This is a genomic window from Inquilinus sp. OTU3971, from assembly GCF_038440215.1.
Map to the genome: position 1 here is coordinate 1 of NZ_JASATH010000146.1, position 21,407 is coordinate 21,407.

Genomic DNA, 21,407 nt, shown 5'->3' on the forward strand with positions numbered 1-21,407 from the left:
GGGGGGGGGGGGGGCGCGCCCCCCCCCCCCCCCCCCCCCCCCCGACCCGGAATCGCTGCGCTTCCGCCTGGCGACGCTGGATCTCGGCGCCACCGCCAGGCTGACGGTGCGGCGCGGCAAGGACACGGCCGAGCTGGCGCTGCCGGTCGAGGCGCCGCCGGAGGACCCGCCGCGCGACCAGCGCGTGCTCGGCGGCCACTCGCCTCTGGCCGGCGCCACCGTGGTCAATGTCTCGCCGGCGGTGGCGGAGGAGATGCGGCTGAACGGCCCCGGCAAGGGCGTGGTGGTGACCGCGGTCGCCGCCCGCAGCCCGGCGGCGCGGCTGGGGTTGCAGGCGGGCGACGTGCTGCTGCGGCTCGACGACGAGGCGGTGGAGAGCACCGAGGCGCTGGACACGGCGCTGCGCGGGTCGCGCGGCCCATGGCGCGTCGCCGTCCAGCGCGGCGGGCAGGTGCTGGAGACGGTCGTCGGGCGGTAGCCCGGTTGCCTCGCCGCCGTCCGGCTGAAATGATCCGCCCCGATTCGTGGGAAGGGGATGGATGATGGCGGCACTTTCGAGCGGCGACCTGCTGCGGCGTGCGCTGGGCTGGAGCCTGGGGCATGCCCGCGCCCTGGCATGGCTGGCGGCGCCCGCGGTCGCCTTCGCGCTGATCTTCCGCTTCGCCATCGACTGGCTGTGGGGCGACGAGGTCACGGCGATGTTCACCGGCCAGGAACCGTCGGGCGCCGGTGCCCTGGCGGTGATGCTGTCGATGCTGGTGCTGCTGTTCGCCATCGCCCTGATCGCGGTCAGCTGGCATCGCTATGTGCTGCGCGGCGAATTCTCCCTGTTCCCGGCCGATGCCGCGACGTTCCGCTTCGCCCTGTACCAGATCTGGCTCGGCATCCTCGGCATGGTCACGGCCGTGGCCGGGCTGTTCGTGCTGTCGCTGCTGTTCGGCCTGGTCGGCGGGCCGTCGCTGCTGCGCGCCATGGCCGATGGCGGGGCGTCGGACGGCATGCTGGGGGTTCTGACGATCTCGGGCCTGATCACCATCCTGTCGACCGTGCCCTTCGCCTTCTACGGGCTGATCCTGCCCGGCATCGCGATCGGCGACAGCGGCCTGACCGCCGCCGAGAGCAGCCGGCTGCTGCGCGGCCGGCGGCTGGCGGTACTCGGGGCGCTGGTCATCGCCCTCCTGGGGTTCTTCCTAGTCGCCATCGGCCTCGGCCTGGTGCTGGACGCGATCCTGCCGGAGGAGCAGGGCGCCGGCCTGGTGACCCTGGTGATCGACCTGGTGTCGCTGGCGCTGACCGCGGTCGAGGTCAGCGTCTTCGCCGGCATACTGGCCGAGCTGTATCGGGCGCTGCGGCTCCCGGAACTGGCGCGGGGCAGCGGCGTCCCGGAGTGAGGCTCCAGGACGCCGCAACCGTCGCGATCACTCCGCCGGGCCGCTCTCCGGCTTCGGCGCCGGGGCGGCCGGCTTGCGCCGGCCGACCACCGAGCCGAGCCAGCGGCAGACGACGTAGAACAGCGGCGTGAACAACAGGCCGAACACGGTCACGCCGATCATGCCGAAGAACACCGCCGTGCCCAGCGACTGCCGCATCTCGTAGCCGGCACCCGACGCGATCACCAGCGGCACCACGCCGAAGATGAAGGCGAAGGAGGTCATCAGGATCGGCCGCAGCCGGGTGCGGGCGGCCGAGATCGCGGCCTCCTGCCGGCTCTCGCCATGCTCCTCCGCTTGGCGGGCGAACTCGACGATCAGGATCGCGTTCTTCGCCGCCAGGCCGATCAGCACGACGAAGCCGATCTGCGCCAGGATGTTGACGTCCATGCCCCTGAGCAGCAGCCCCGTGACCGCGGCCAAGAGGCACATCGGCACGATCAGGATGACCGACAGCGGCAGGGTCCAGCTTTCATACTGCGCCGCCAGCAGCAGGAAGACGAACACCACCGAGGCGACGAACACCAGCATGCCGGTGTTGCCGGCCAGCTTCTCCTGCAGCGCCAGCTCGGTCCATTCGAAGCCGAAGCCCTGCGGCAGGGTCTCGGTGGCGATCTGCTCCATCGTCGCCAGGGCGTAGCCGGTCGAGTAGCCCGGCATGGTCGACCCCTGGACCTCGGCCGCCGGGTACAGGTTGAAGCGGGGCACGCGGTACGCGCCGGTGCGGTCGTGGAAGCTGGCCACGGCGCTGAGCGGCACCATCCCGCCGCTGTCGCTGCGGGTCTTGTAGTTGCCGATGTCGCGCAGGTTCTGCCGGAACTTGCCGTCGGCCTGGGCGGTCAGGCGGAAGGTGCGGCCGAGATAGTTGAAGTCGTTGACATAGGTCGAGCCAAGATAGACCTCGAGCGTCTCGAACACCCGGTCGGCCGGCACGCCCAGCATCTCCGCCTTCACCCGGTCGATGTCGGCATAGAGCTTCGGCGTGCGGGTGTTGAACAGCGAGAAGATGCCGGCCAGGCCGGGGGTCTGGTTCGCCTTGGCCACGATCTCCTGGGTCGCGGCGTCCAGCGCCGCCAGGCCGCGGCCGGTCTTGTCCTCGACCATCATCTTGAAGCCGCCGCCGGTGCCGATGCCGCGCACGGGCGGGGGCTGGATGGTGATGATGAAGGCGTCCTGGATGCCGGCGAGCTTCTGGTTCAGCGCCTGCTGCAGGCGCCGCACATCCTGCCCCTTGGCGGTGCGCTCGGCGAAGGGCGCGAAGGTCGAGAAGATCGCGCCGGCATTCGAGGCGTTGGTGAAGGTGGCGCCGTCGAAGCCGGAGAAGGGCACGACATGGATGATGCCGGGCACCTGCAGGATCTCCTTGGCCGCCTCCCGCACCACCGCGTCGGTGCGGGCGAGGGAGGAGCCGGGCGGCAGCTGGATCACGGTGATCAGGTAGCCCTGGTCCTGGTCCGGGATGAAGCCGGTCGGCGCGCGGCCGAACTGCAGCCCGGTCAGGCCGATCAGCCCGACATAGAGCACCAGCATGACCACGGCGAAGCGCAGGATCCGGCGGGTCAGCCCGCCATAGCCGTGCGACAGCTTGTCGAAGGCCCAGTTGAAGCCGCGGAAGAAGGACTGGACCGGCCGGAACAGCACGAAGGTCTTCTTCTCGTGATGCTCCTGGTGCGGCTTCAAGAGGATGGCGCACAGCGCCGGGCTCAGGGTCAGCGACACGAAGGCCGAGATCACCGTCGCCGCGGCGATGGTCACCGCGAACTGGCGGAAGAACTGGCCGGAGATGCCGCTGATCATCGCCGCCGGGATGAACACGGCGCACAGCACCAGGGCGATGGCGATCAGGGCGCCGCCGACCTCGTCCATGGTCAGATGCGCCGCCTCCTTCGGCGATTTGCCTTCGCGCAGATGGCGTTCGACGTTCTCGACCACGACGATGGCGTCGTCGACGACGATGCCGATGGCCAGCACCAGGCCGAACAGAGACAGGTTGTTCAGCGAATATCCCAGCGCCGCCATCACCATGAAGGTGCCGATCAGCGAGATCGGGATGGCGACGACCGGGATGATCGCCGCGCGCCAGGTCTGCAGGAACAGGATGACGACGATGACGACCAGGGCGATCGCTTCCCAGATCGTCTTCTCGACCTCATGCACCGATTCGGCGATGAACTCGGTCGGGTTGTAGATGATGTTGTACTGCAGGCCCGGCGGGAAGCTCTTGGACAGCTCCTGCATGGTCGAGATCAGCCGCTCGGCCGTCTCCAGCGCGTTGGAGCCCGGGCGCTGGAACACCAGGAGCGGCACCGCCGGCCGTTCGTCGAGATAGCCGTTGGCGGTGTAGTCCTGCGCCGCCAGCTCGACCGTGGCGATGTCGCGCACGCGGGTGACGCGGCCGTCGCTGTCGGTCTTGATGACGATGTTGCCGAACTGGCGCGGGTCGGACAGGCGGCCGAGGGTCTCGACATTGAGCTGGTAGGCGCCGCCCTGGCCGGGCACCGGCGGCTGGTTCAGCACGCCGGAGGCGACCTGGACGTTCTGCGAGCGCAGCGCCGCGATGATCTCGCCGGCCGTGAGGTTGCGCGAGGCGGCCTTGTCCGGGTCCAGCCAGACCCGCATGGCGTAGTCGCGGGCGCCGAAGATGCGCACGTCGCCGACACCGTCGAGGCGGGCCAGCACGTCGCGCACCTGCAGCGTCGCGTAGTTGGAGACGTAGAGCGGGTCGCGCGACCCGTCCGACGAGCTGAGATGGATCACCATCAGCATGTCGGGCGAGGATTTGCGCACGGTGACGCCGATCTGGCGCACCTCGTCCGGCAGCCGCGGCTCGGCCACGGCGACGCGGTTCTGCACCAGCACCTGGGCGATGTCGAGGTCGGTGCCGAGGCTGAAGGTGACCTGGATCACAAGCTGGCCGTCGCCGGTCGCCTGCGACTGCATGTACAGCATGTTCTCGACGCCGTTGATCTCCTGCTCGATCGGCGTCGAGACCGTGTTGGAGACCACCTCGGCCGAAGCGCCGGGATAGGAGGTGCGGATCTCGATGGTCGGCGGCGCGATCTCGGGGTATTGCGCCACCGGCAGGGTGAAGTAGGCGGCCGCGCCGAGCAGCACGACCAGGATCGACAGCACCGTCGCGAAGATCGGGCGGTCGATGCAGAAATGGGAGAAGCGCATCCGGGCCTGTCCTCAGTTCGCTTCGTATTCCGGCGCCGGCTCGATCTTGCCGGGCTGGGCCGTCACCTTGCCGCCCGGGCGGGCACGGACCAGCCCGTTGATGATGACCTTGTCCTGCCCGGTCAGGCCCTCGCGCACGATGCGCAGGCCGCCCGGCTGGGTCGGGCCCGGCCGGATGATCTTGGGCTCGACCGTGCCGTCATCCTTGACCGTCATCACGATCCGGTTCGACTGGTCGGTCAGGATCGCGCTGTCCGGGATCAGGATGGCGTCGTACTCGTTCGATCCGGGCAGGCGCAGCCGGCCGAACTGGCCCGGGGTGATGAACAGGTCCTTGTTGTCCAGGATGGCGCGGGCGCGGATGGTGCCGGAGCCGGGGTCGAGCTGGTTGTCGACGAAGTTCATGGTGCCGGCATGCGGCCAGTCCTGCTCGTCCGGCAGGCGGGTCTGGATGATGGTGGCGTTGTCGCGGGTCGAAGGCAGCTTGCCGGCCACCACCGCGCGCTGATAGGCGAGGTAGTCGGACTCGCTCATGTCGAACTCGAAATAGATCGGGTCGAACGCCACGATGGTGGTCAGCAGGGTCGAGCTCGGGTCGCCGGTCACCAGGTTGCCGATGTCGACCCGGCGGTTGGAGACGCGGCCAGCCATGGGGGCCTTGACCTGGGTGAAGTCGAGATTGAGCTGGGCCGACTGCAGCGCCGCCGTGGTCTGGGCCACCGCGGCTTCGGCTGCGCGGCGTTCCTGCACCGCCTGGTCATAGGAGGAGCGCGAGACGTTGGACTGGGCGACCAGCGACTGGGCGCGGTCGAGCTGGACCTTGGCGAGGTCCAGCCGGGCCTCGGCGTTGGCCAGATCGGCCTTGGCCGAATCCACCGTCGCCTGGTAGGGCCGGGGATCGATCACGAACAGCACGTCGCCCTGCTTGACCGTGGCGCCGTCGGCGAAGTTGATCGACTGCAGGTAGCCGGAGACGCGGGCCCGCACCTCGACCGTCGCCGTCGCCTCGTAGCGGCCGGTGAACTCGTCCCATTCGGTGATCTTCTTGACCAGCGGCGAGGCCACCGTGACCGGCGGGGGCGGCGGTGCCGACTGGCCCTGGTCGCTGCCCGATTCGTTGCAGGCGGCCAGGAAAGCCACCATTCCCAATGCCGCCAGGGTGCCGAGCACCCGTCCTGGCCGCGTCTGCAGGCGCCCGGTCATCATGTCTCGCACTCCGAAGGAGGTCCCCGGCCAAGAGGGTCGTGCCTGCATGGGGGGTTGTCAATTGTCGGGGTTAGGGCTGAAAGGGTCGTTCGCCTTTTGCACTGCAAAAGTTCCGGGCGAAGTGACCGTGATCACAACCGGGCGAAAGCATGGCCGGATTGTGGCGCCGGCCGCCCGGGGCGGCGAAGCTCGCCATTGCGCCGGGGCGGCCGCTGTCCGACGATGCGCGCCATCATGGCTCGCTCTCCCAGACCCGACGACACGCCCTCCCTTTTCGCCGACCAGGCGCCGCGGCCGCTGGCCGACCGGCTGCGGCCGCGCAGCATCGCCGAGGTGGTCGGCCAGGACCACCTGCTGAAGCCGGACGGGCCGATCGGCCGGATGGTGGCGGCGCACCGCATCGCCAGCATGATCCTGTGGGGGCCGCCCGGCTGCGGCAAGACCACCCTGGCCCGCCTGCTGGCGGAGCACACCGACCTGCATTTCGAGCCGCTGTCGGCGATCTTCTCCGGCGTGGCCGAGTTGCGGAAGGTGTTCGAGGCGGCCCGCGGCCGGCGCGCGGCGGGGCAGGGCACGCTGCTGTTCGTCGACGAGGTGCACCGCTTCAACCGCAGCCAGCAGGACGCCTTCCTGCCGGTGGTCGAGGACGGCACCATCACCCTGATCGGCGCCACCACCGAGAACCCGTCCTTCGAGCTGAACGCGGCGCTGCTGTCGCGCTGCCAGGTCTTCGTCCTCAACCGCCTCGATTTCGCGGCGCTGGAGGAGTTGCTGCAGCGGGCCGAGGCGGCGGAGGGCCGGCCGCTGCCGCTGGCGCCGGAGGCGCGCGACGCGGTCAAGGCCATGGCCGATGGCGACGGCCGCTACCTGCTGAACCTGGCGGAGGAGCTGTTCGCCTTGAAGGCGGCGGCGCCGCTCGACGCCGCCGGCCTGGCGCAGACGGTGCAGCGCCGGGCGCCGGTCTACGACAAGGCGCAGGAGAGCCACTACAACCTGATCTCGGCGCTGCACAAATCGCTGCGCGGCTCCGACGTCGATGCCGGGCTGTACTGGTTCGCGCGGATGCTGGCGGGCGGCGAGGATCCGCTCTATGTCGTGCGCCGGCTGGTGCGCTTCGCGGTCGAGGATATCGGCATGGCCGATCCGAACGCGCTGACCCAGTCGCTGGCGGCCTGGGACGCCTATGAGCGGCTGGGCAGCCCGGAGGGCGAGCTGGCGATCGCCCAGGCGGTGATCTACCTGGCCACGGCGCCGAAGTCGAACGCCGCCTACACCGCGTTCAAGTCCAGCGCCCGGGCGGCCAAGGAGACCGGCAGCCTGATGCCGCCGATGCACATCCTGAACGCCCCGACCCGGCTGATGAAGGAGATCGGCTACGGCAAGGGCTACGCCTACGACCACGACACCGACGAGGGCTTCTCCGGCCAGAACTACTTCCCGCCGGACATGGACCGGCAGGAGTTCTACCGGCCCGTGGAGCGCGGCTTCGAGCGCGAGATCAAGAAGCGGCTCGACTACTGGGCCAAGCTGCGGGGACAGAGGGGAGAGGAATCGTAGGTTGGGTTCGCTGAGGCGAACCCAACCTACATTCCGTCTCACACCATGGTCACGCCCGGCGGCGGCTCGGGGGTGCCGACGGTCTGGTAGAACCACAGCGTATAGCCGTAGGGGTCCTTCACCGCGAAGTTGCGGTCGCCCCACCATTGCGTGGCCAGCGCCTCGGCCACCGCAACGCCGCGCGACCGCACCTCGTCGTGATAGGCGTCGACATCCTTCACGCTGAAGTAGATGTCGAGCGCCCGGGCCCCGCTTTGGCCTTTGGCGATGCCGGCGCCGGGCGATTGCGGGCGGCCCATCATCACCATGATCCCGTCGCGCTGGACGATGCCGAAGTCGAACTTCCCGTCCTTGCCGACGATGCCCATCATGTGGCCGAAGCCGAGCTTCTCCAGATAGAAGTCGCGCAGCGCCTCCACCTCCTCGATCCAGAAGCTGGGGATCACCTGCCCGGTAGACTCCTTGCTCATCGCGTCCTCCCGCAGGGTTGATGGAGGGATTGTCCGCGGCCGGCGGCTCGCTTTCATCTACTTTTCGGAGTAGAAAGCGATCATGCGATGGCAGGATCTGGCGCTGCTCGACGAGGCGGGCTTCTCGCTCTACGAGAAGCGGGCGCTGGTGGCGCTGGGGATTCTCGGCGTTTCGGACGCGGCCGGTCTGTGCCGCGAGGGCGACATCCCGACCTCCAAGATCTACCTGGCGATGGAGAAGCTGGCCCGGCTGGGCCTGTGCGAGACCCAGCACAGCCGGCCCAAGCTCTATGCCGCGCTGTCGCCGGACGCGGTGGTCGACCGGCTGGTCGAGCTGGCGCGCGAGCGGGCGGAGAGCTTCGCCGCCCAGGCCGACCAGCTGCGCGCCACCCTGCGCGACCTGCCCGGGCGGCTGCGCGGCGGCCGCGGCGTGGTCGATTTGGCGCTCGGCACCGAAAGCCATGTGAAGCGCCACCTCGCCCGCCTGGCCGGGGCGCGGCGGCGGGTGCTGTCCTATCTTGAGGAGGGCGACCTCTCGGCCATCGACCGCCAGGCCGATTCCGGCTTCGACGTGCTCAAGCGCCTCGCCCGCGCCGCCTCCGGGCACGGGTTGGACCACCGGGCGATCTTCGGCTTCTCCGACCGCACGGCGCCGCGGCTGCTGGCCTTCCTGCGGCGCCATGGCGGCACGCTCGGCCACCTGTCGGGGCTGCGCTATTCGGGCGAGCTGGGCCACCCGTTCCATGTGCTGGACGACGAGACGGTGATCCTGTCGCTCGACCACCCCTTCGTGCCGGAGGGGCGCTTCGCCTCGCTGCTGGTGCATGACCGCGAGCTGGCCGCCAGCCTGACCCAGGGCTTCGAGACGCTGTGGCAGAAGGCGCTGCAGGATTTGCGCGAGATCCGCTTCCTGCCCAGGCAGCCCGGGCCTGCGGCGCCCTGACCTATCGGTAAGGTCGGAGGAATGGTATAGAGCGTGCGAATTGGTCGCAAACCCGGTTCCGTTCGCCGGGTCGTTGGAGGTATGGCCCAGATGCTGGCCACTGTGCTCGCGCCGAAGTTCCTGATCGTCTACGCCTACATCGCCTCGGCGCTGTGGGTGCATTTCCGCGGCCAGGTGCGGCACCGCTTCACCCGCCAGCTGACCGACCATTCGACCTTCTTCGCGCCGATCAACTGCTTCATGTACCTGTTCTCGCGGGTGCCGAGCACGCCCTATCACGACCCGCGCAGCTTCCCGGAGCTGCAGGCGCTGAAGGACAACTGGCACGTCCTGCGCGACGAGGCGCTGCGGCTGCAGGAGGAGGGCGACATCAAGGGCTCGGACAAGCTCGACGATGTCGGCTTCAACTCGTTCTTCCGCCGCGGCTGGAAGCGCTACTACCTGAAATGGTACGGCGACCCGCTGCCCTCGGCCGCGGCGCAGTGCCCGAAATCGGTCGCCCTGGTGCAGACCATCCCGGGCCTGAAGGCGGCGATGTTCACCTCGCTGCCGCCGGGCGGCAAGCTGGTGGCGCATCGCGACCCCTATGCCGGCTCGCTGCGCTATCATCTCGGCCTGATCACGCCGAACGACGACCGCTGCCGCATCATCGTCGACGGCAAGTCCTACAGCTGGCGCGACGGCGAGGACGTGGTGTTCGACGAGACCTTCATCCACTACGCCGAGAACTTCTCCGACGAGAACCGGGTGATCCTGTTCTGCGACGTCGAGCGGCCGATGCGGTTCCGCTGGGCGCTGGCGGTGAACCGCTTCTTCGCCAAGTACCTGATCCAGGCCGGCGCCACCCGCAACGCCGACGGCGACAAGGTCTCGGGGCTGAACAAGGCGTTCGCCTACATCTATCCGATCCGGACCTACTTCAAGGGCGTGAAGAAGAAGAACCGGAAGCTGTACTACGCGATCAAATACGCCTTCTTCGGCGGGCTGCTGGCGGCGTTCCTGGCGCTGGCCTGATCGCCTTTCTTCGGACACGCCGCCGCGCCACGGTACCGGCCGGCCCGTTCCCCGCACGAGGCGTGATCCGCGGTGAAGTCCCCGACGCATGAAGCCGGCCCGGCCGCTTTCGACCGTTTCGTCGCCATCGACTGGTCCGGGGCCGTCGGCGCCTATGACGGTGTCGCCGTGGCCGAGTGCCGGGGAGGGACCGGCGGCCCGGCGCTGCTGCCGCCCCCGGCCGGCCGGCGCTGGACCCGGACCGCCGTGGCCGACTGGCTCGCGGCGCAGGCGGTGACGGGGGATCGGATCCTGGCCGGGATCGACTGCGCCTTCTCGCTGCCCTTCGCCGTCGCCGCCGGCTACCTGCCGCCGGGCGGTGACGCACGGGCGTTGTGGGCGCTGGTCGACCGGGTCGCCGGCGAAGCGCCGGATTTCCACGGCGCCGGCTTCGCCCGCCATGCCGACTATGTCGCCGATTTCTGGCATCGCGGGCCGCGCCCGGCCGGCTGGGTCGAGCCACACCGCGCCGCCGAGCTGGCCTGCCGCCGCGACCGGCTGGGCGCGCCGGACAGCCCGTTCAAGCAGTTCGGGCCGAAGACGGTCGGGCCCGGCGCGCTGGCCGGGATGCGGGTGCTGCACCATCTGCGCGCCCGGCTCGACGGGCGGCTGGCGGTGTGGCCGTTCGAGGCCCCGGCGGCGCAGCCGCTGGTGCTGGTCGAGATCTTCCCGCGGCTGTTCTGGCGCCGGTCCGGCCGCACCGCCAGCGCCAAGGTGCGCGACCGTGCCGAGCTCGACGCCGCGCTGGCGCGGCTCGGCAGCGCCCCGGCCGCGGCGCCCGATCCGCTGACCGACCACGCCACCGACGCGCTGGTGGCCGCGGCCGGGCTGCGGGCGCTGGCGGCGGAGCCTGCGGTCTGGTCGCCGCCGGGCCTCGACCCCGCCACCGCCCGCACCGAGGGCTGGATCTTCGGGGTGCGGGGATGAGGGCGCTGCGCCTGCTCCTCGCCACCGTCGCCGCACTGGCCGCCGGGCTGCTCGGCCTCGCCGTGCTCTACATAGGCATCGCTTTTGCGCTCGCCCTGGTGCCGCTCGGCGGCCGGGCGCAGGCGGTCGCCGCGAGCGACCCACCGGCCTATGTCTGCGCCACCGTGACCCACACCGACATCGTGCTGCCGGCGAGGGACGAATTGGTCGACTGGACCGCGGTGTTCCCGGATGCGGTGCCGGTCGCCTTCGTGCCGAACCTGCATGTCGCCTTCGGCTGGGGCGACCTGACCTTCTACCGCGAGACGCCGAGCTGGGCCGATCTCCGCTTCCGCACGGCGATGGCGGCGCTGCTCGGCGGCGGCCCCAGCGCCTTGCACGTCGCCTATGTGCTGGATCCCGCGGGTGTGCCGGGCTGCACCCGGATGGCGCTGGATCGCGAGGCGCGGGCGGCGCTGATCGGCTTCATCCGCGGCACCGCAGCACTGGATCCAGCCGGGCATGGCGTGCTTTCGGCGCCGCCGGGGACCGGGACCCACGAGGCCTTCTACGCCGCGCATGGCACCTACCGTCCGTGGCGCACCTGCAATGTCTGGACCGCGGAGGCGCTGCGCGCGGCCGGGGCGCCGACCGCGTTGTGGGCGCCGTTCAGCTTTGGGGTGATGTGGCCACTGGGGTGAAATGCCCTACTTCCGCGGCTGGCGCTTCTGCGGCTCCGGCTTCTTCGGCACGAAGCCCTCGGCGTCGCCGTCCACCGTCTTGTCGGCGTAGGAGACGGCGCGGCCCTGATAGGGGCCCTGGGCGACGGAGACGAACTGCAGGGTGGTACCGAGCTCGTAGAGCTTGGCGCAGCGCTCCTCGCCCTCGCGGAAGCTCAGACACAGCTCGTCCCGGTCGTCCGGCACGTGCCAGCGGCCGCGGAAGGTGGTGCGCCGGTCGCGGTACCAGAGCTGCCCGTCCGGGGCGAAATACTCGGTCCAGGCGTCGCCGGCCTTGTCGGTGTTGGTGTCGACCGAGAAGGTGCCGTAGACCGTCTTGTCGGTCAGCCGTTCGAGCAGCGCCATGCGCGGGACCGGCTTGGCGCCGTGCGCCAGCAGCTGCTCGGCGGTCGGATCCGACGGCAGCGGCTTCGGTGCGCAACCCGCCAGCACCCCCAGCAGCACGATTCCCGCCACGATCCCCTGCCTCATCGCCCGTCCCCCAATGTCTGAGCCGACTCGATCCCCTTACGCGATGATAATATCCCTTTATGCACGGATGGCGGGAAAATCTCGTCCCGTCACGCTCCTTTCAGCGCGTTGATTGCCCCGGCCGCCACGACGCCGAGCCAGACCGCGATCAGGCACAATACCACCGACAGCAGCACATTGGCGCCGGCGCGGCTCCATTCGCCGGCCTGCATCAGCGTCAGCGTCTGCAGGCTGAAGGAGGAGAAGGTGGTGTAGCCGCCGCACAGCCCGACCATGACGAAGATCCGCACGTCCGGGCTGACCAGGAAACGGCCATCCGGCCCGGTCAGGCCGCCGAAGAAGCCGATGACGAAGGAGCCGAGGATGTTGATGACCAGCGTGCCCCAGGGAAAGGTCTCGCCGACGCGCTCGGCGACGAAGCCGGAGCACCAGTACCGCGCCATGCCGCCCAGCGCGCTGCCGGCCGCGACCCACAGATAAGTCCCCACGTGACGATCCCCTCCTCGGGTCCCTCGTGCTACACAACGCCGATGAGCCGAATGCCAGCCCCGCCGAAGAACCGCCATCCTGCGCCGAAGCCCGCGGCCGACGCCACCCCGCCATCCGGGGGCCCAGCGCCGCGCGCCGTGCAGACCGTCGCGGTGTCGCAGGACGACGGCGAGCTGCGGCTCGACCGCTGGTTCCGCCAGCGCTTCCCGGGGCTGACCCATGGAAGGCTGGAGAAGCTGCTGCGCACCGGGCAGGTCCGGGTCGACGGCAAGCGCGCCAAGGCGGCGCAGCGGCTGGAGGCCGGCCAGACCATCCGCATCCCGCCGCTCGACGAGGCCGCGGCGCAGGCGCCGGTGCCGCGCGCGCCGATGCCGCTGAGGGCCGAGAAGGCCGAGGGCCTGGCGGCGGAGCTGAAGCGCGCCATCCTGCTGATCGACGACGACGTGATCGTGCTGAACAAGCCGTCCGGCCTGGCGACGCAGGGCGGCGGCAAGGTCAAAGCGCATGTCGACGGGCTGCTCGACCATCTGCAGTTCGACGCCAAGGAGCGGCCGCGGCTGATCCACCGCCTGGACCAGGAGACCTCGGGCGTGCTGCTGATCGGCCGCACCGCCAAGGCGACGCGGCGGCTCAGCGAGGCGTTCCGCGAGCGGGCGACGCGCAAGGAATACTGGGCGGTGACGGTCGGCGTGCCGCAGCCGCATCAGGGCCGCATCGACCTGGCCCTGGCGCGGTCGCCGAACAATGTCGGCCGGGTGGTCGAGGACGATGACGAGGAGGGCCAGCGCGCGGTCACCGACTATTCGGTGGTCGAGGCCGCGGTCCGGCACGCCGCCTTCGTGGCGATGTGGCCGGTCACCGGCCGCACCCATCAGCTGCGCCTGCACATGGCGGCGCTGAACACGCCGATCCTGGGCGACGGCAAATACGGCGCCGGCAAAGCCGTGATCACGGGGGCCGAGCTGCCGCGCCAGCTGCATCTGCACGCCCGCCGGCTGGTGCTGCCGCACCCGACGCGCGGCACCATCGACGTCACCGCGCCCCTGCCGCCGCACATGACGACGACCTTCCGCTATTTCGACTTCGATACGAAGGCGAAGCCGGAAGGGCCGGAGGACTGAGGGGCTGACGGAGCCCGAACAAGCGCGTCGCCTCTCCCGCTTGGCGAGGTCTTTCGGGACAACGACCCATCCCTTTGCCGTCATCCCCGCGAAAGCGGGAATCTCTTTCCGGTCAGAGCGCGAAGAGATCCCCGCTTTCGCGGGGATGACGGATTGAGGGAGGGGCAACGCAGATGACGAGTGGATCTTGAAGCTGATCATCACCGGATCCGAGGGCAATATCGGGCGGCGGCTGCGGCGGGCCTTTCCGGGCTGCATCGGCATCGACCGGGCGGCGGGGGCGGAGATCCGCGCCGATCTGTCGACGGTCGACTACGGCGATCCGGCGATCGCCGCGGCCATGCGGGACACCGATGCGCTGATCCATCTGGCGACATCGGCGGACCCGGATGCACCGGAGGCGGTGCACTGGCAGGCGGTGATCGATGCCGCCCGGCTGTTCGCGGCCTGTGCGGCGCAGGGCGTCGGGCGGATCGTCGTCGCCTCGTCGGACTGGGCCGCGCCGAAGAATGGTGGCCCGATCAACAGCTACGGCCGGTCCAAGCTGGCGCTGGAGAGCCTGGCGGCGATGTATGCGGCGGGGCCGCGCTCGGTCCGGGTGATCCGGGTCGGCTGGGTGCCGCACGACCCGGCGGCGCTGGCCGCGGCGCCGGACTGGCTGAGGCAGAATTACTGGGATGACGACCGGCTGGCCGCGGAGTTCCGGCGGGCCTTGTCGAACGAGGACTAGCCATGCCGATCTCGGCCGAGACCGTCATCGCCCAGGCGATGGAGAATCCGGTGAACGCCGCGCTGATCGGGCGGCTGCCGCGGCTCGGCCTGCCGCAGTGCCATCTGACTGCCGGCTGCCTGTTCCAGGCGGTGTGGAACCGGCGCTCCGGCCAGCCGCCGGAGGCGGCGGTCAAGGATTACGACGTGTTCTACTTCGACGACAGCGACCTGTCCTGGGAGGCGGAGGATGCGGTGATCCGCGAGGCGGCCGCCCTGTTCGCAGATCTCGGCGCGCCGGTCGAGGTCAAGAACCAGGCCCGGATCCATCTCTGGTACCAGAAGCGGTTCGGCGGCGCCTATCCGCAGCTGCGGTCGGCGACCGACGGCATCGACCGCTACCTCGTGCAATGCACCTGCATCGGCATCGAGGTGGCGACGGGCCGGCTCTACGCTCCGAACGGGCTCGAGGACATGGTCGAGGGTGTCCTCCGGCCCAATCCGCTGAACCCGTCGCCCGAGCTGTTCCGCCGCAAGGCGGACTCGTACCGGGCGCGCTGGCCCTGGCTGACGATCGCCGGGTAGCCGAGGAAACGGCCGCGGCGGTCAGGTCTCGGGCGGCTCGGTCCGGGCGATGCCGTATTGCAGCACCTGCACCTTCTCCAGCGTCACCAGGCCGCTCGACATCATGCCGTCGAGCACCGGCAGGAAGGCGTCGATCTTCGGCTCCGCGTCCACGATCTCGATGATCAGCGGCAGGTCCTCCGACAGCCGCAGGATCTTGGCGGTGTGCAGGCGGCTGGAATGGCCGAAGCCCATCGGGCCGCGCAGCACCGTGGCGCCGCCCAGCCCGGCCTCGCGCGCCTTCAGCACGATCGCCTCGTAGAGTGGACGGCCGTCGTGGCGGTCGTTCTCACCGATGAAGATGCGCAGCAGAATCGCGTTCCGCGGCAACTGCACGATCGGGTCTCCGTCGCGGCAAGGATCAGCATACGCCGATCCGCCGACGGAGTCGGCCCGCTACTTCCCCCGGGCGAAGGCCAGACCGATGCCGGCGCCGACCAGCAGGCTGCCGGTGATCCGCTGCCGCAGCCGGCCGTGGCGGGCCAGCAGGGACCGGGCGCGGCCTGCCAGCAGCGCCCAGCTGCTGTCGAGCGCCACGGCCAGCAGCAGGAACACCGCCGACAGCAGCGCCACCTGGGCGCCGGCCGGCCGCGCCGGGTCGACGAACTGCGGGAAGAAGGCGCCATAGAACAGCAGCGTCTTCGGGTTGGTCAGCGACACCAGCAGGGCGCGGCCGTAGATCGCGCCGGCGGATTTCGGCTGCGCCGCGATCCGGGTCAGGTCGGCCGGCGGCGCCCGCCAATGGGCGACGCCGAGCCAGACCAGATAGGCGACGCCGATCCAGCGCAGCGTCTCGAACCAGCCGCCGGCGGTGCCCAGCGCCTCGGCCATGCCGAGGGCGGTCAGGCCGAGCTGCAGCACCATGGCCGAGCTGGTGCCGAACACGGTCAAAAGGCCGTAGCGCGGCCCCCAGGCGACGCTGTTGGCCACGATCAGGGCCACGTTCGGCCCCGGGACCAGCATGACCAGGGTAACGGCGGCAATGAAGGTGATGAGGAGGTGCGGGTCGATCATCGGGCTCTCCGAAGTAGGAAGGGCCGGCGAGGATCGGATATGAAAAACCCCGCCGGAGTGGCGGGGCGTCGTGCGTCGGGCCGTCAGCCGGCGGTCAGGAAGACCGCAGCCTCGTCCCGGGCGCGCATGCGACAGCGACCGCCGGAATGCGGCAGCGTTGTTGCAGGCGATGGAAAGCGGCTCGAAGCATGGCGGCAAGATAAGGGGCGGGTCTGGCGCGGTCAACCCGACGCGAGATCCCGCCCCGGACCCGGTCAGGCCGATGCGCCGGGGCGGGCTGCGGAGGCCGGGATGCGGCGGACGGTGCGATGCATCCAGCACAGCGAGACGGCGATGAGGAAAAACAGCAGCAGGAAGCAGCTCGACCACAGGCCGGTCATGTCCTTCAGGATGCCGAAGGCGACGGGCAGGACGAAGCCGCCGAGCCCGCCGACCATGCCGACGACCCCGCCGACGGCCCCGATGCTCTCGGGGTAGTAGGCGGCGACGTGCTTGAAGACGGCGGCCTTGCCGAGGCTCATGACGAAGCCGAGCACGAAGACGGCGACGACGAAGACGATCGGGCCGATCGCAAAGGGCGGCGTCGCCGGCAGGGCGAGAATCGCCGTCGCCACGGCGGAGACCAGGAACACCAGATACATGACGGCCCTGGCGCCGATCCGGTCCGACAGCACGCCGCCATAGGCGCGGAAGATGCTGCCGGGGATCGAATAGGCGGTCGCGACCATGCCGGCAGTCTCGAGATCGAAGCCGTAGGCCCCGACGAGATATCGCGGCAGCCACAGCGACAGGGCGACGAAGCCGCCGAACGCGAAGAAATAGTAGAGCGAGAAGCGCCAGACCCGCGGGTTCTTCAGCGGGGCGAATTCCTGCAGGAAGGGCTTCGGCGCATGGCCGTGCAGCTTGCGCCTGCGGTGCTCCGGGTCATCGCTGGTCGTGAACCAGAACACGACGGCCATGACGGCGAGGGCAAGGGCCCAGATTTCCGCCACCGCCTGCCATCCCCAGGCCAGAAGGACGAAGGGGGCGAGGAACTTCGTCACCGCCGCGCCGACATTGCCGGCACCGAAGATGCCGAGCGCCGTGCCCTGCCTTTCCGGCGGGAAGAAGGGCGACACATAGGCGACGCCGACGGCGAACGACCCGCCGGCGAGGCCGACGCCGAGGCCCGCGATCAGCATCTCCGGATAGGTGCTGGCGCGGGACAGCAGAAACGTCGCCAGGGCAGCTGCCAGCATTGTCGCGGTGTAGACGAGCCTGCCGCCGTGCCGGCCGGTCCAGATGCCCAGCAGGATGCGGCTGAGCGATCCGGTCAGCACCGGCAGGCCGATGAGAAGACCGAATTCGGCTTCGCTCAGGCCGAGCTCCTGCTTGATGCGAATGCCGATGATCGCAAACAGCGTCCAGACCGCGAAGCACAAGGTGAAGGCCACGGTCGAGATCCACAGCGCCCGATTGGCGGCGGAGGTCGAGCTTGCAAGCGATTGATTGACGTCGGCCATCGATGCTCCGGGACGCGATACTCACCTGGCCTCGGCGGCCGGACCGCATCTCGCAGGAACCGTGCCAACTTGCCGGTCGCGGAGAGGACATAGGAGTTCTCGGGACCAAGCTGTCCCACCCGGCGGCCTGCTGCCGCCGGATCGCTCAAGAACCGGTCACATGATCATCGATGCTGCCCAATTCCAGGGCAGCGCGGATTGGGCCGGCCGCAGCCGTCAGCCGGGCTGGGGGGCCGAGGTCATCCAGCCGACGACGGCGCCGGTCGGGTCGCGGACGATGGCGATGCGGCCGACGCCCGGCACCTCGAAGATGTCGCGCATCAGGCTGCCGCCGGCCAGCTGCGCCGCGGCGACGCGGGCGTCGACGTCGTCGACCTCGATATAGGCGAACCAGTGCGGCGGCACCTGGTCCATGCCGGGCAGGTTCCGGATGTCGAAGATGCCGCCCACCATGCGGTCGCCGACCTTGGCGATCAGGTACTCGCCGCCGGCCGCCATCGGCATCGACTCGACGGTCCAGCCCAGGGTCCTGGCGTAGAACTCACGGGCGGCCTCGGGGTCGCGCGTGTTCAGCTCGTTCCAGACGAAGGTGCCGTGTTCGGGCATCGTTGCCTCCCATCAGACGGTGTGGATCGCTGCGTTTCGGAGAGGATATCACGGTTCCGATGACGATCCCGCGACCGACGGTGCTCGATCCGCGCCGGCACCGGGCTCTCAGCGCGCGGCCCGGAGCATCGGCGTCATGAGCGGCGACGTCCCGGCCTGAATCGTCCCCATGATCTCGAAGCCGTGCCGCTGGTACAGCCCGATATTGGCCGGGTTGGTCGATTCGAGATAGGCGGGAAGATGGTCCTGGTCGCAGCGGCGCAAGGTGGCCTGCAGCAGTGCCGCGCCATAACCCTTGCGCCGGTGCAGCGGGTCGACGCCGATCAGGGGCAGATGCCAGTGCGGCTCGACCGGGTGGTATCGGGCCATCTGCTCGACCACGGCGCCGATCTCGCCCTGCCGTTCCTGCGGGATGGTCGCTTCGACCAGCGCCCCCAGGGCCTCTTCGTCGGAATGGGCGCCCGGCCGCAGCCAAAGCGCCGCCCCGGCATAGTCGTCAGCCTGCCAGGCCGTACCGTCGGCGAAGGCCGAACCGCCGAGGGCGCGGATGAAGCCCGGGAAATGCAGCAGATATTGCCGTGGATCGGGGAAGTTCCAGCGGGCGATCGGATCGGTGGCGAAGGCCAGCAGGATGGCGGCGACGGCGCGCTCGCTCTCGGCCGGCTCGACGATCGCCACGGTCGGCATCGAGGATTCGGACATGGGCGGCTCCCTTCGGGGACGGTCATGTCCCCTGACGGCCTCCGGCGCACCCTGTTCGTCGGGGCCGTGCCTCCGGTTACGGCTTCGGCGCCGATCCCGCCACCGCCGGCGCCTGCCCGGCCCCGGCCGGCACGGCGCGGGCCTGGCGGGCGGCGCGCATCCTCTGCAGATGCTGGTCGGCCAGCACGCCGATCAGGATCACCGTGCCCATCACCGCGAAGTTGAGCGAGGAGGGGATGCCGAGCAGGTTGACCAGGTTCTGCAGCACCTGCAGCAGCACGGTGCCGAGGATGATGCCGAGGATCGAGCCTTCGCCGCCGCGCAGCGAGCAGCCGCCCAGCACCGCCGCGGCGATGGCGTAGAGCTCGTAGAAATTGCCGTGCGCCGAGGGCTGGATCGAGTTGGTGTAGAAGGCGAGAAACACGGCCGCGAGGCCGGCCAGGAGCCCGCAGATGACATAGGCCGAGGCGATCACGGTGCGGGTGCTGATGCCGGAATAGCGCGCCGCCTCCTCGTTCTTGCCGACGGCGAAGAGGTAGCGGCCGAACACCGATCGGTGCAGCACCACCCACATCACCAGCGCCACCACCACCATGGCCAGGAAGCTGTTCGGGATGCCGAAGCTGCGGCCGGTGGCGAACTCCGCCAGCGTGTCGAAATCGCCGCCATAGCCGAAGCCGACGGTGGCGTCGTCGGTGTAGTAGCGGGCGGCGCCGCGGTAGATCAGCAGGGCGCAGAGGGTGACGACGAAGGGCTGGATGCCGATCCGGGCGACCAGGAAGCCGTGGATGGCGCCGAACACGCCGCCCATGGCGATGGCAGCGGCCAGGGCCAGCGGCCAGGACCAGCCCCAGTTCACCACCATGTCGACGAAGACGACGCCGATCAGCGCGAACATCGACCCGACCGACAGCTCGATCCCGGCGGTGATGATCACCAGCCCCTGGCCGATCGAGAACAGCCCGTACAGGCCGACCAGATTGGCCATGTTCACCAGGTTCACCGCCGAGATGAACCGCGGCTGCAGCAGCGCCACGACGCAGCCGATCACCAGGATCAGGATCGCCAGCCCCAGTTCTTTCCTCATCGTCCCCGACGTCCTCCCGGACTTTCTTTTGCTTAAGCCGCCAGCGGCCGGCCGACGGCCAGCTGCATCACATTCGGCTCGCTGAACCGGTCGCGGTCCAGGATGCCGCTGATCCGGCCTTCATGCATCACCGCGATGCGGTCGCTGACCCCGATCACCTCCTCCATGTCGCTGGAGATCATCAGGATCGGCACGCCGCGGTCGGCCAGGGTGCGCATCAGCTGGTAGATCTCGGACTTGGCGCCGACATCGATGCCGCGGGTCGGCTCGTCGAAGATCAGGAAGCGCGGCTGCAGCGCCAGCCATTTGGCCAGCACGATCTTCTGCTGGTTGCCGCCGGAGAGCTTCAGCGCGGTGGTGGTGACCGACGGGGTGCGGATGCGCAGCTTCTCGCGTTGGACCTCGGCCTCCTTCGCCTCGCCGCGGCCGTCGATCAGCCAGCGCCGGGCGACCCGCCGGAGGCCGGGCAGGGTGACGTTCTCGGCGATGGTCATGTCCAGCACCAGGCCGCTGCGCTTGCGGTCCTCCGGCACCAGGAACAGGCCCTGGGCGATGGCGGCGCGGGGCGTGCCGATGGCCAGCGGCTTGCCGTCCAGCCGGACCTCGCCGGCCAGCATCCGGTCGATGCCGAACATGGCGCGCGCCAGCTCGGTGCGGCCGGAGCCGACCAGGCCGGCCAGGCCCAGGATCTCGCCGCGGCCGACCGACAGCGTCACCTCGTGGTCGGGATAGGTGGCGGTGCGCACGCCGCGGATCTCGACCGCGCCCGGCTGCGCCGCGACGGCGGGCGGGATGTACAGCGCCCGCAGGTCGCGCCCGACCATCATCCGCACCATGCGGTCGTGATGGATCTCGTCGCGGTCCAGCGCCCCGACCACGCGGCCGTCGCGCAGGCAGACCACGCGGTCGGCACAGGCCTCGATCTCGCCCAGGCGGTGGGTGATGAAGATGATGGCGACCCCGGCCGCTTTCAGCTCGCCGATCACGCGCAGCAGCGTCTGGGTCTCGGTCAGGGTCAGGCTCGAGGTCGGCTCGTCCATGATGATGATGCGGGCGTCGAGCGACAGCGCCTTGGCGATCTCCACCATCTGGCGCTGGGCGATCGACAGCTCGGACAGCGGCGTGGCCGGCCCGAAATCGACGCTCAGCCGGTCGAGCAGCTTCTGCGTGTCGGCGTGCAGCCGGGCGGTGTCGATCAGCTTCAGCGGGCCGAAGCGCCGCGGTTCGCGCCCGATGAAGACGTTGCCGGCGACGTCGAGATTGTCGAAGAGGTTCAGCTCCTGATGCACGAAGGCGATGCCGGCGGCGATCGCCTCCGGCACCGTCAGGGCCGCGCGCTGGGTGCCGCCGACGGTGACGGTGCCGATGGTCGGGGACTCGACCCCGCCCAGGATCTTCATCAGCGTCGACTTGCCGGCCCCGTTCTCGCCGATCAGCCCGACCACCTCGCCGCGGCGGACGGTCAGGCTGACATCCTTCAGCGCCTGCACGCCGGGATAGGTCTTGGAGATCCCCTCCATGGCGAGGACGGCATCGGTCATGCTCGAAAGTCCGCCTGCTCTGGTCGCGAAAACCCCCTCCCCCTGACCCCCTCCCGCGAG

At 69.9% G+C, this 21,407-nt stretch carries 22 protein-coding genes; 10 read left to right on the plus strand and 12 right to left on the minus strand.

Annotated features, from left to right (window positions below; translation table 11 throughout):
* On the plus strand, window positions 1-478 hold a 478-nt coding region (locus AAHM41_RS28740; protein WP_342240045.1), incomplete at its 5' end, for a PDZ domain-containing protein.
* A 61-nt stretch (window positions 479-539) separates the two neighbouring features.
* Window positions 540-1,391 carry a hypothetical protein gene (locus tag AAHM41_RS28745; protein ID WP_342240046.1) on the plus strand — a complete coding sequence of 284 codons (852 nt, stop codon included), beginning with the start codon at window positions 540-542 and terminating at the stop codon, window positions 1,389-1,391.
* A gap of 27 nt (window positions 1,392-1,418) precedes the next feature.
* Here AAHM41_RS28745 and AAHM41_RS28750 read toward each other — a convergent pair whose 3' ends face one another.
* Together AAHM41_RS28750 and AAHM41_RS28755 are read right to left on the minus strand one after the other, a co-directional pair.
* Entirely contained in the window at window positions 1,419-4,607 is a 3,189-nt protein-coding gene (locus AAHM41_RS28750) for an efflux RND transporter permease subunit (protein WP_342240047.1), read from the minus strand.
* A 12-nt stretch (window positions 4,608-4,619) separates the two neighbouring features.
* On the minus strand, window positions 4,620-5,813 hold the full coding sequence (locus tag AAHM41_RS28755; RefSeq protein ID WP_342240048.1) for an efflux RND transporter periplasmic adaptor subunit: 1,194 nt from the start codon (window positions 5,811-5,813) through the stop codon (window positions 4,620-4,622).
* Window positions 5,814-6,047: 234 nt separating this feature from the next.
* Between AAHM41_RS28755 and AAHM41_RS28760 the strand changes: the two genes are divergently transcribed.
* Window positions 6,048-7,370 carry a replication-associated recombination protein A gene (locus AAHM41_RS28760; RefSeq protein WP_342240049.1) on the plus strand — a complete coding sequence of 441 codons (1,323 nt, stop codon included), beginning with the start codon at window positions 6,048-6,050 and terminating at the stop codon, window positions 7,368-7,370.
* A 38-nt stretch (window positions 7,371-7,408) separates the two neighbouring features.
* Here the strand turns inward: AAHM41_RS28760 and AAHM41_RS28765 are convergent, their stop codons facing one another.
* The gene (locus tag AAHM41_RS28765) at window positions 7,409-7,840 is read right to left on the minus strand and encodes a VOC family protein (protein WP_342240050.1); all 432 of its coding nucleotides are present in this window, start codon (window positions 7,838-7,840) and stop codon (window positions 7,409-7,411) included.
* Between the two features lie 82 nt (window positions 7,841-7,922).
* Between AAHM41_RS28765 and AAHM41_RS28770 the strand changes: the two genes are divergently transcribed.
* From AAHM41_RS28770 to AAHM41_RS28785, 4 genes are all read left to right on the plus strand, one after another.
* Window positions 7,923-8,783, plus strand: coding sequence for a TrmB family transcriptional regulator (locus tag AAHM41_RS28770; protein WP_342240051.1), 861 nt, complete (start codon window positions 7,923-7,925; stop codon window positions 8,781-8,783).
* 90 nt (window positions 8,784-8,873) lie between these two features.
* Window positions 8,874-9,797 carry an aspartyl/asparaginyl beta-hydroxylase domain-containing protein gene (locus tag AAHM41_RS28775; RefSeq protein WP_342240052.1) on the plus strand — a complete coding sequence of 308 codons (924 nt, stop codon included), beginning with the start codon at window positions 8,874-8,876 and terminating at the stop codon, window positions 9,795-9,797.
* 72 nt (window positions 9,798-9,869) lie between these two features.
* On the plus strand, window positions 9,870-10,763 hold the full coding sequence (locus tag AAHM41_RS28780; RefSeq protein ID WP_342240053.1) for a hypothetical protein: 894 nt from the start codon (window positions 9,870-9,872) through the stop codon (window positions 10,761-10,763).
* Window positions 10,760-11,443 (plus strand): DUF2459 domain-containing protein, encoded by a 684-nt coding sequence (locus tag AAHM41_RS28785; RefSeq protein WP_342240054.1) that lies wholly within the window; start codon window positions 10,760-10,762, stop codon window positions 11,441-11,443. The genes AAHM41_RS28780 and AAHM41_RS28785 overlap by 4 nt, the downstream gene beginning before the upstream one ends.
* A gap of 6 nt (window positions 11,444-11,449) precedes the next feature.
* On the opposite strand, the gene AAHM41_RS28790 is transcribed toward AAHM41_RS28785, so the two are convergent.
* Window positions 11,450-11,953, minus strand: a complete 504-nt coding sequence (locus AAHM41_RS28790; RefSeq protein ID WP_342240055.1) for a hypothetical protein — start codon at window positions 11,951-11,953, stop codon at window positions 11,450-11,452.
* An 89-nt stretch (window positions 11,954-12,042) separates the two neighbouring features.
* Window positions 12,043-12,441 carry a fluoride efflux transporter CrcB gene (gene crcB, locus AAHM41_RS28795; RefSeq protein WP_342240056.1) on the minus strand — a complete coding sequence of 133 codons (399 nt, stop codon included), beginning with the start codon at window positions 12,439-12,441 and terminating at the stop codon, window positions 12,043-12,045.
* A 51-nt stretch (window positions 12,442-12,492) separates the two neighbouring features.
* On the opposite strand from crcB, the gene AAHM41_RS28800 reads away from it, so the two are divergent.
* The 3 genes from AAHM41_RS28800 to AAHM41_RS28810 all read left to right on the plus strand — a co-directional run bounded on the left by AAHM41_RS28800 (window position 12,493) and on the right by AAHM41_RS28810 (window position 14,856).
* On the plus strand, window positions 12,493-13,563 hold the full coding sequence (locus tag AAHM41_RS28800; RefSeq protein ID WP_342240057.1) for an RluA family pseudouridine synthase: 1,071 nt from the start codon (window positions 12,493-12,495) through the stop codon (window positions 13,561-13,563).
* A gap of 187 nt (window positions 13,564-13,750) precedes the next feature.
* Window positions 13,751-14,293 (plus strand): NAD-dependent epimerase/dehydratase family protein, encoded by a 543-nt coding sequence (locus AAHM41_RS28805; RefSeq protein ID WP_342240058.1) that lies wholly within the window; start codon window positions 13,751-13,753, stop codon window positions 14,291-14,293.
* 2 nt (window positions 14,294-14,295) lie between these two features.
* Complete coding sequence (locus AAHM41_RS28810; protein ID WP_342240059.1) at window positions 14,296-14,856, plus strand: nucleotidyltransferase family protein; 561 nt, start codon at window positions 14,296-14,298, stop codon at window positions 14,854-14,856.
* 21 nt (window positions 14,857-14,877) lie between these two features.
* Here the strand turns inward: AAHM41_RS28810 and AAHM41_RS28815 are convergent, their stop codons facing one another.
* The 7 genes from AAHM41_RS28815 to AAHM41_RS28845 form a co-directional block, all read right to left on the minus strand.
* Window positions 14,878-15,231 (minus strand): DUF190 domain-containing protein, encoded by a 354-nt coding sequence (locus AAHM41_RS28815; RefSeq protein ID WP_342240060.1) that lies wholly within the window; start codon window positions 15,229-15,231, stop codon window positions 14,878-14,880.
* A 60-nt stretch (window positions 15,232-15,291) separates the two neighbouring features.
* Window positions 15,292-15,909 carry a LysE family translocator gene (locus AAHM41_RS28820; RefSeq protein ID WP_342240061.1) on the minus strand — a complete coding sequence of 206 codons (618 nt, stop codon included), beginning with the start codon at window positions 15,907-15,909 and terminating at the stop codon, window positions 15,292-15,294.
* Window positions 15,910-16,163: 254 nt separating this feature from the next.
* Window positions 16,164-17,411, minus strand: coding sequence for an MFS transporter (locus AAHM41_RS28825; RefSeq protein ID WP_342240062.1), 1,248 nt, complete (start codon window positions 17,409-17,411; stop codon window positions 16,164-16,166).
* A 216-nt stretch (window positions 17,412-17,627) separates the two neighbouring features.
* Complete coding sequence (locus tag AAHM41_RS28830) at window positions 17,628-18,017, minus strand: VOC family protein (protein ID WP_342240063.1); 390 nt, start codon at window positions 18,015-18,017, stop codon at window positions 17,628-17,630.
* A 108-nt stretch (window positions 18,018-18,125) separates the two neighbouring features.
* A complete protein-coding gene (locus AAHM41_RS28835) occupies window positions 18,126-18,719 on the minus strand; it encodes a GNAT family N-acetyltransferase (protein WP_342240064.1) in 594 nt (197 codons plus the stop codon).
* A 76-nt stretch (window positions 18,720-18,795) separates the two neighbouring features.
* Window positions 18,796-19,806 carry an ABC transporter permease gene (locus tag AAHM41_RS28840; RefSeq protein ID WP_342240065.1) on the minus strand — a complete coding sequence of 337 codons (1,011 nt, stop codon included), beginning with the start codon at window positions 19,804-19,806 and terminating at the stop codon, window positions 18,796-18,798.
* 32 nt (window positions 19,807-19,838) lie between these two features.
* Window positions 19,839-21,347 (minus strand): sugar ABC transporter ATP-binding protein, encoded by a 1,509-nt coding sequence (locus AAHM41_RS28845; RefSeq protein WP_342240066.1) that lies wholly within the window; start codon window positions 21,345-21,347, stop codon window positions 19,839-19,841.
* Between the last annotated feature and the right edge of the window lie 60 nt (window positions 21,348-21,407).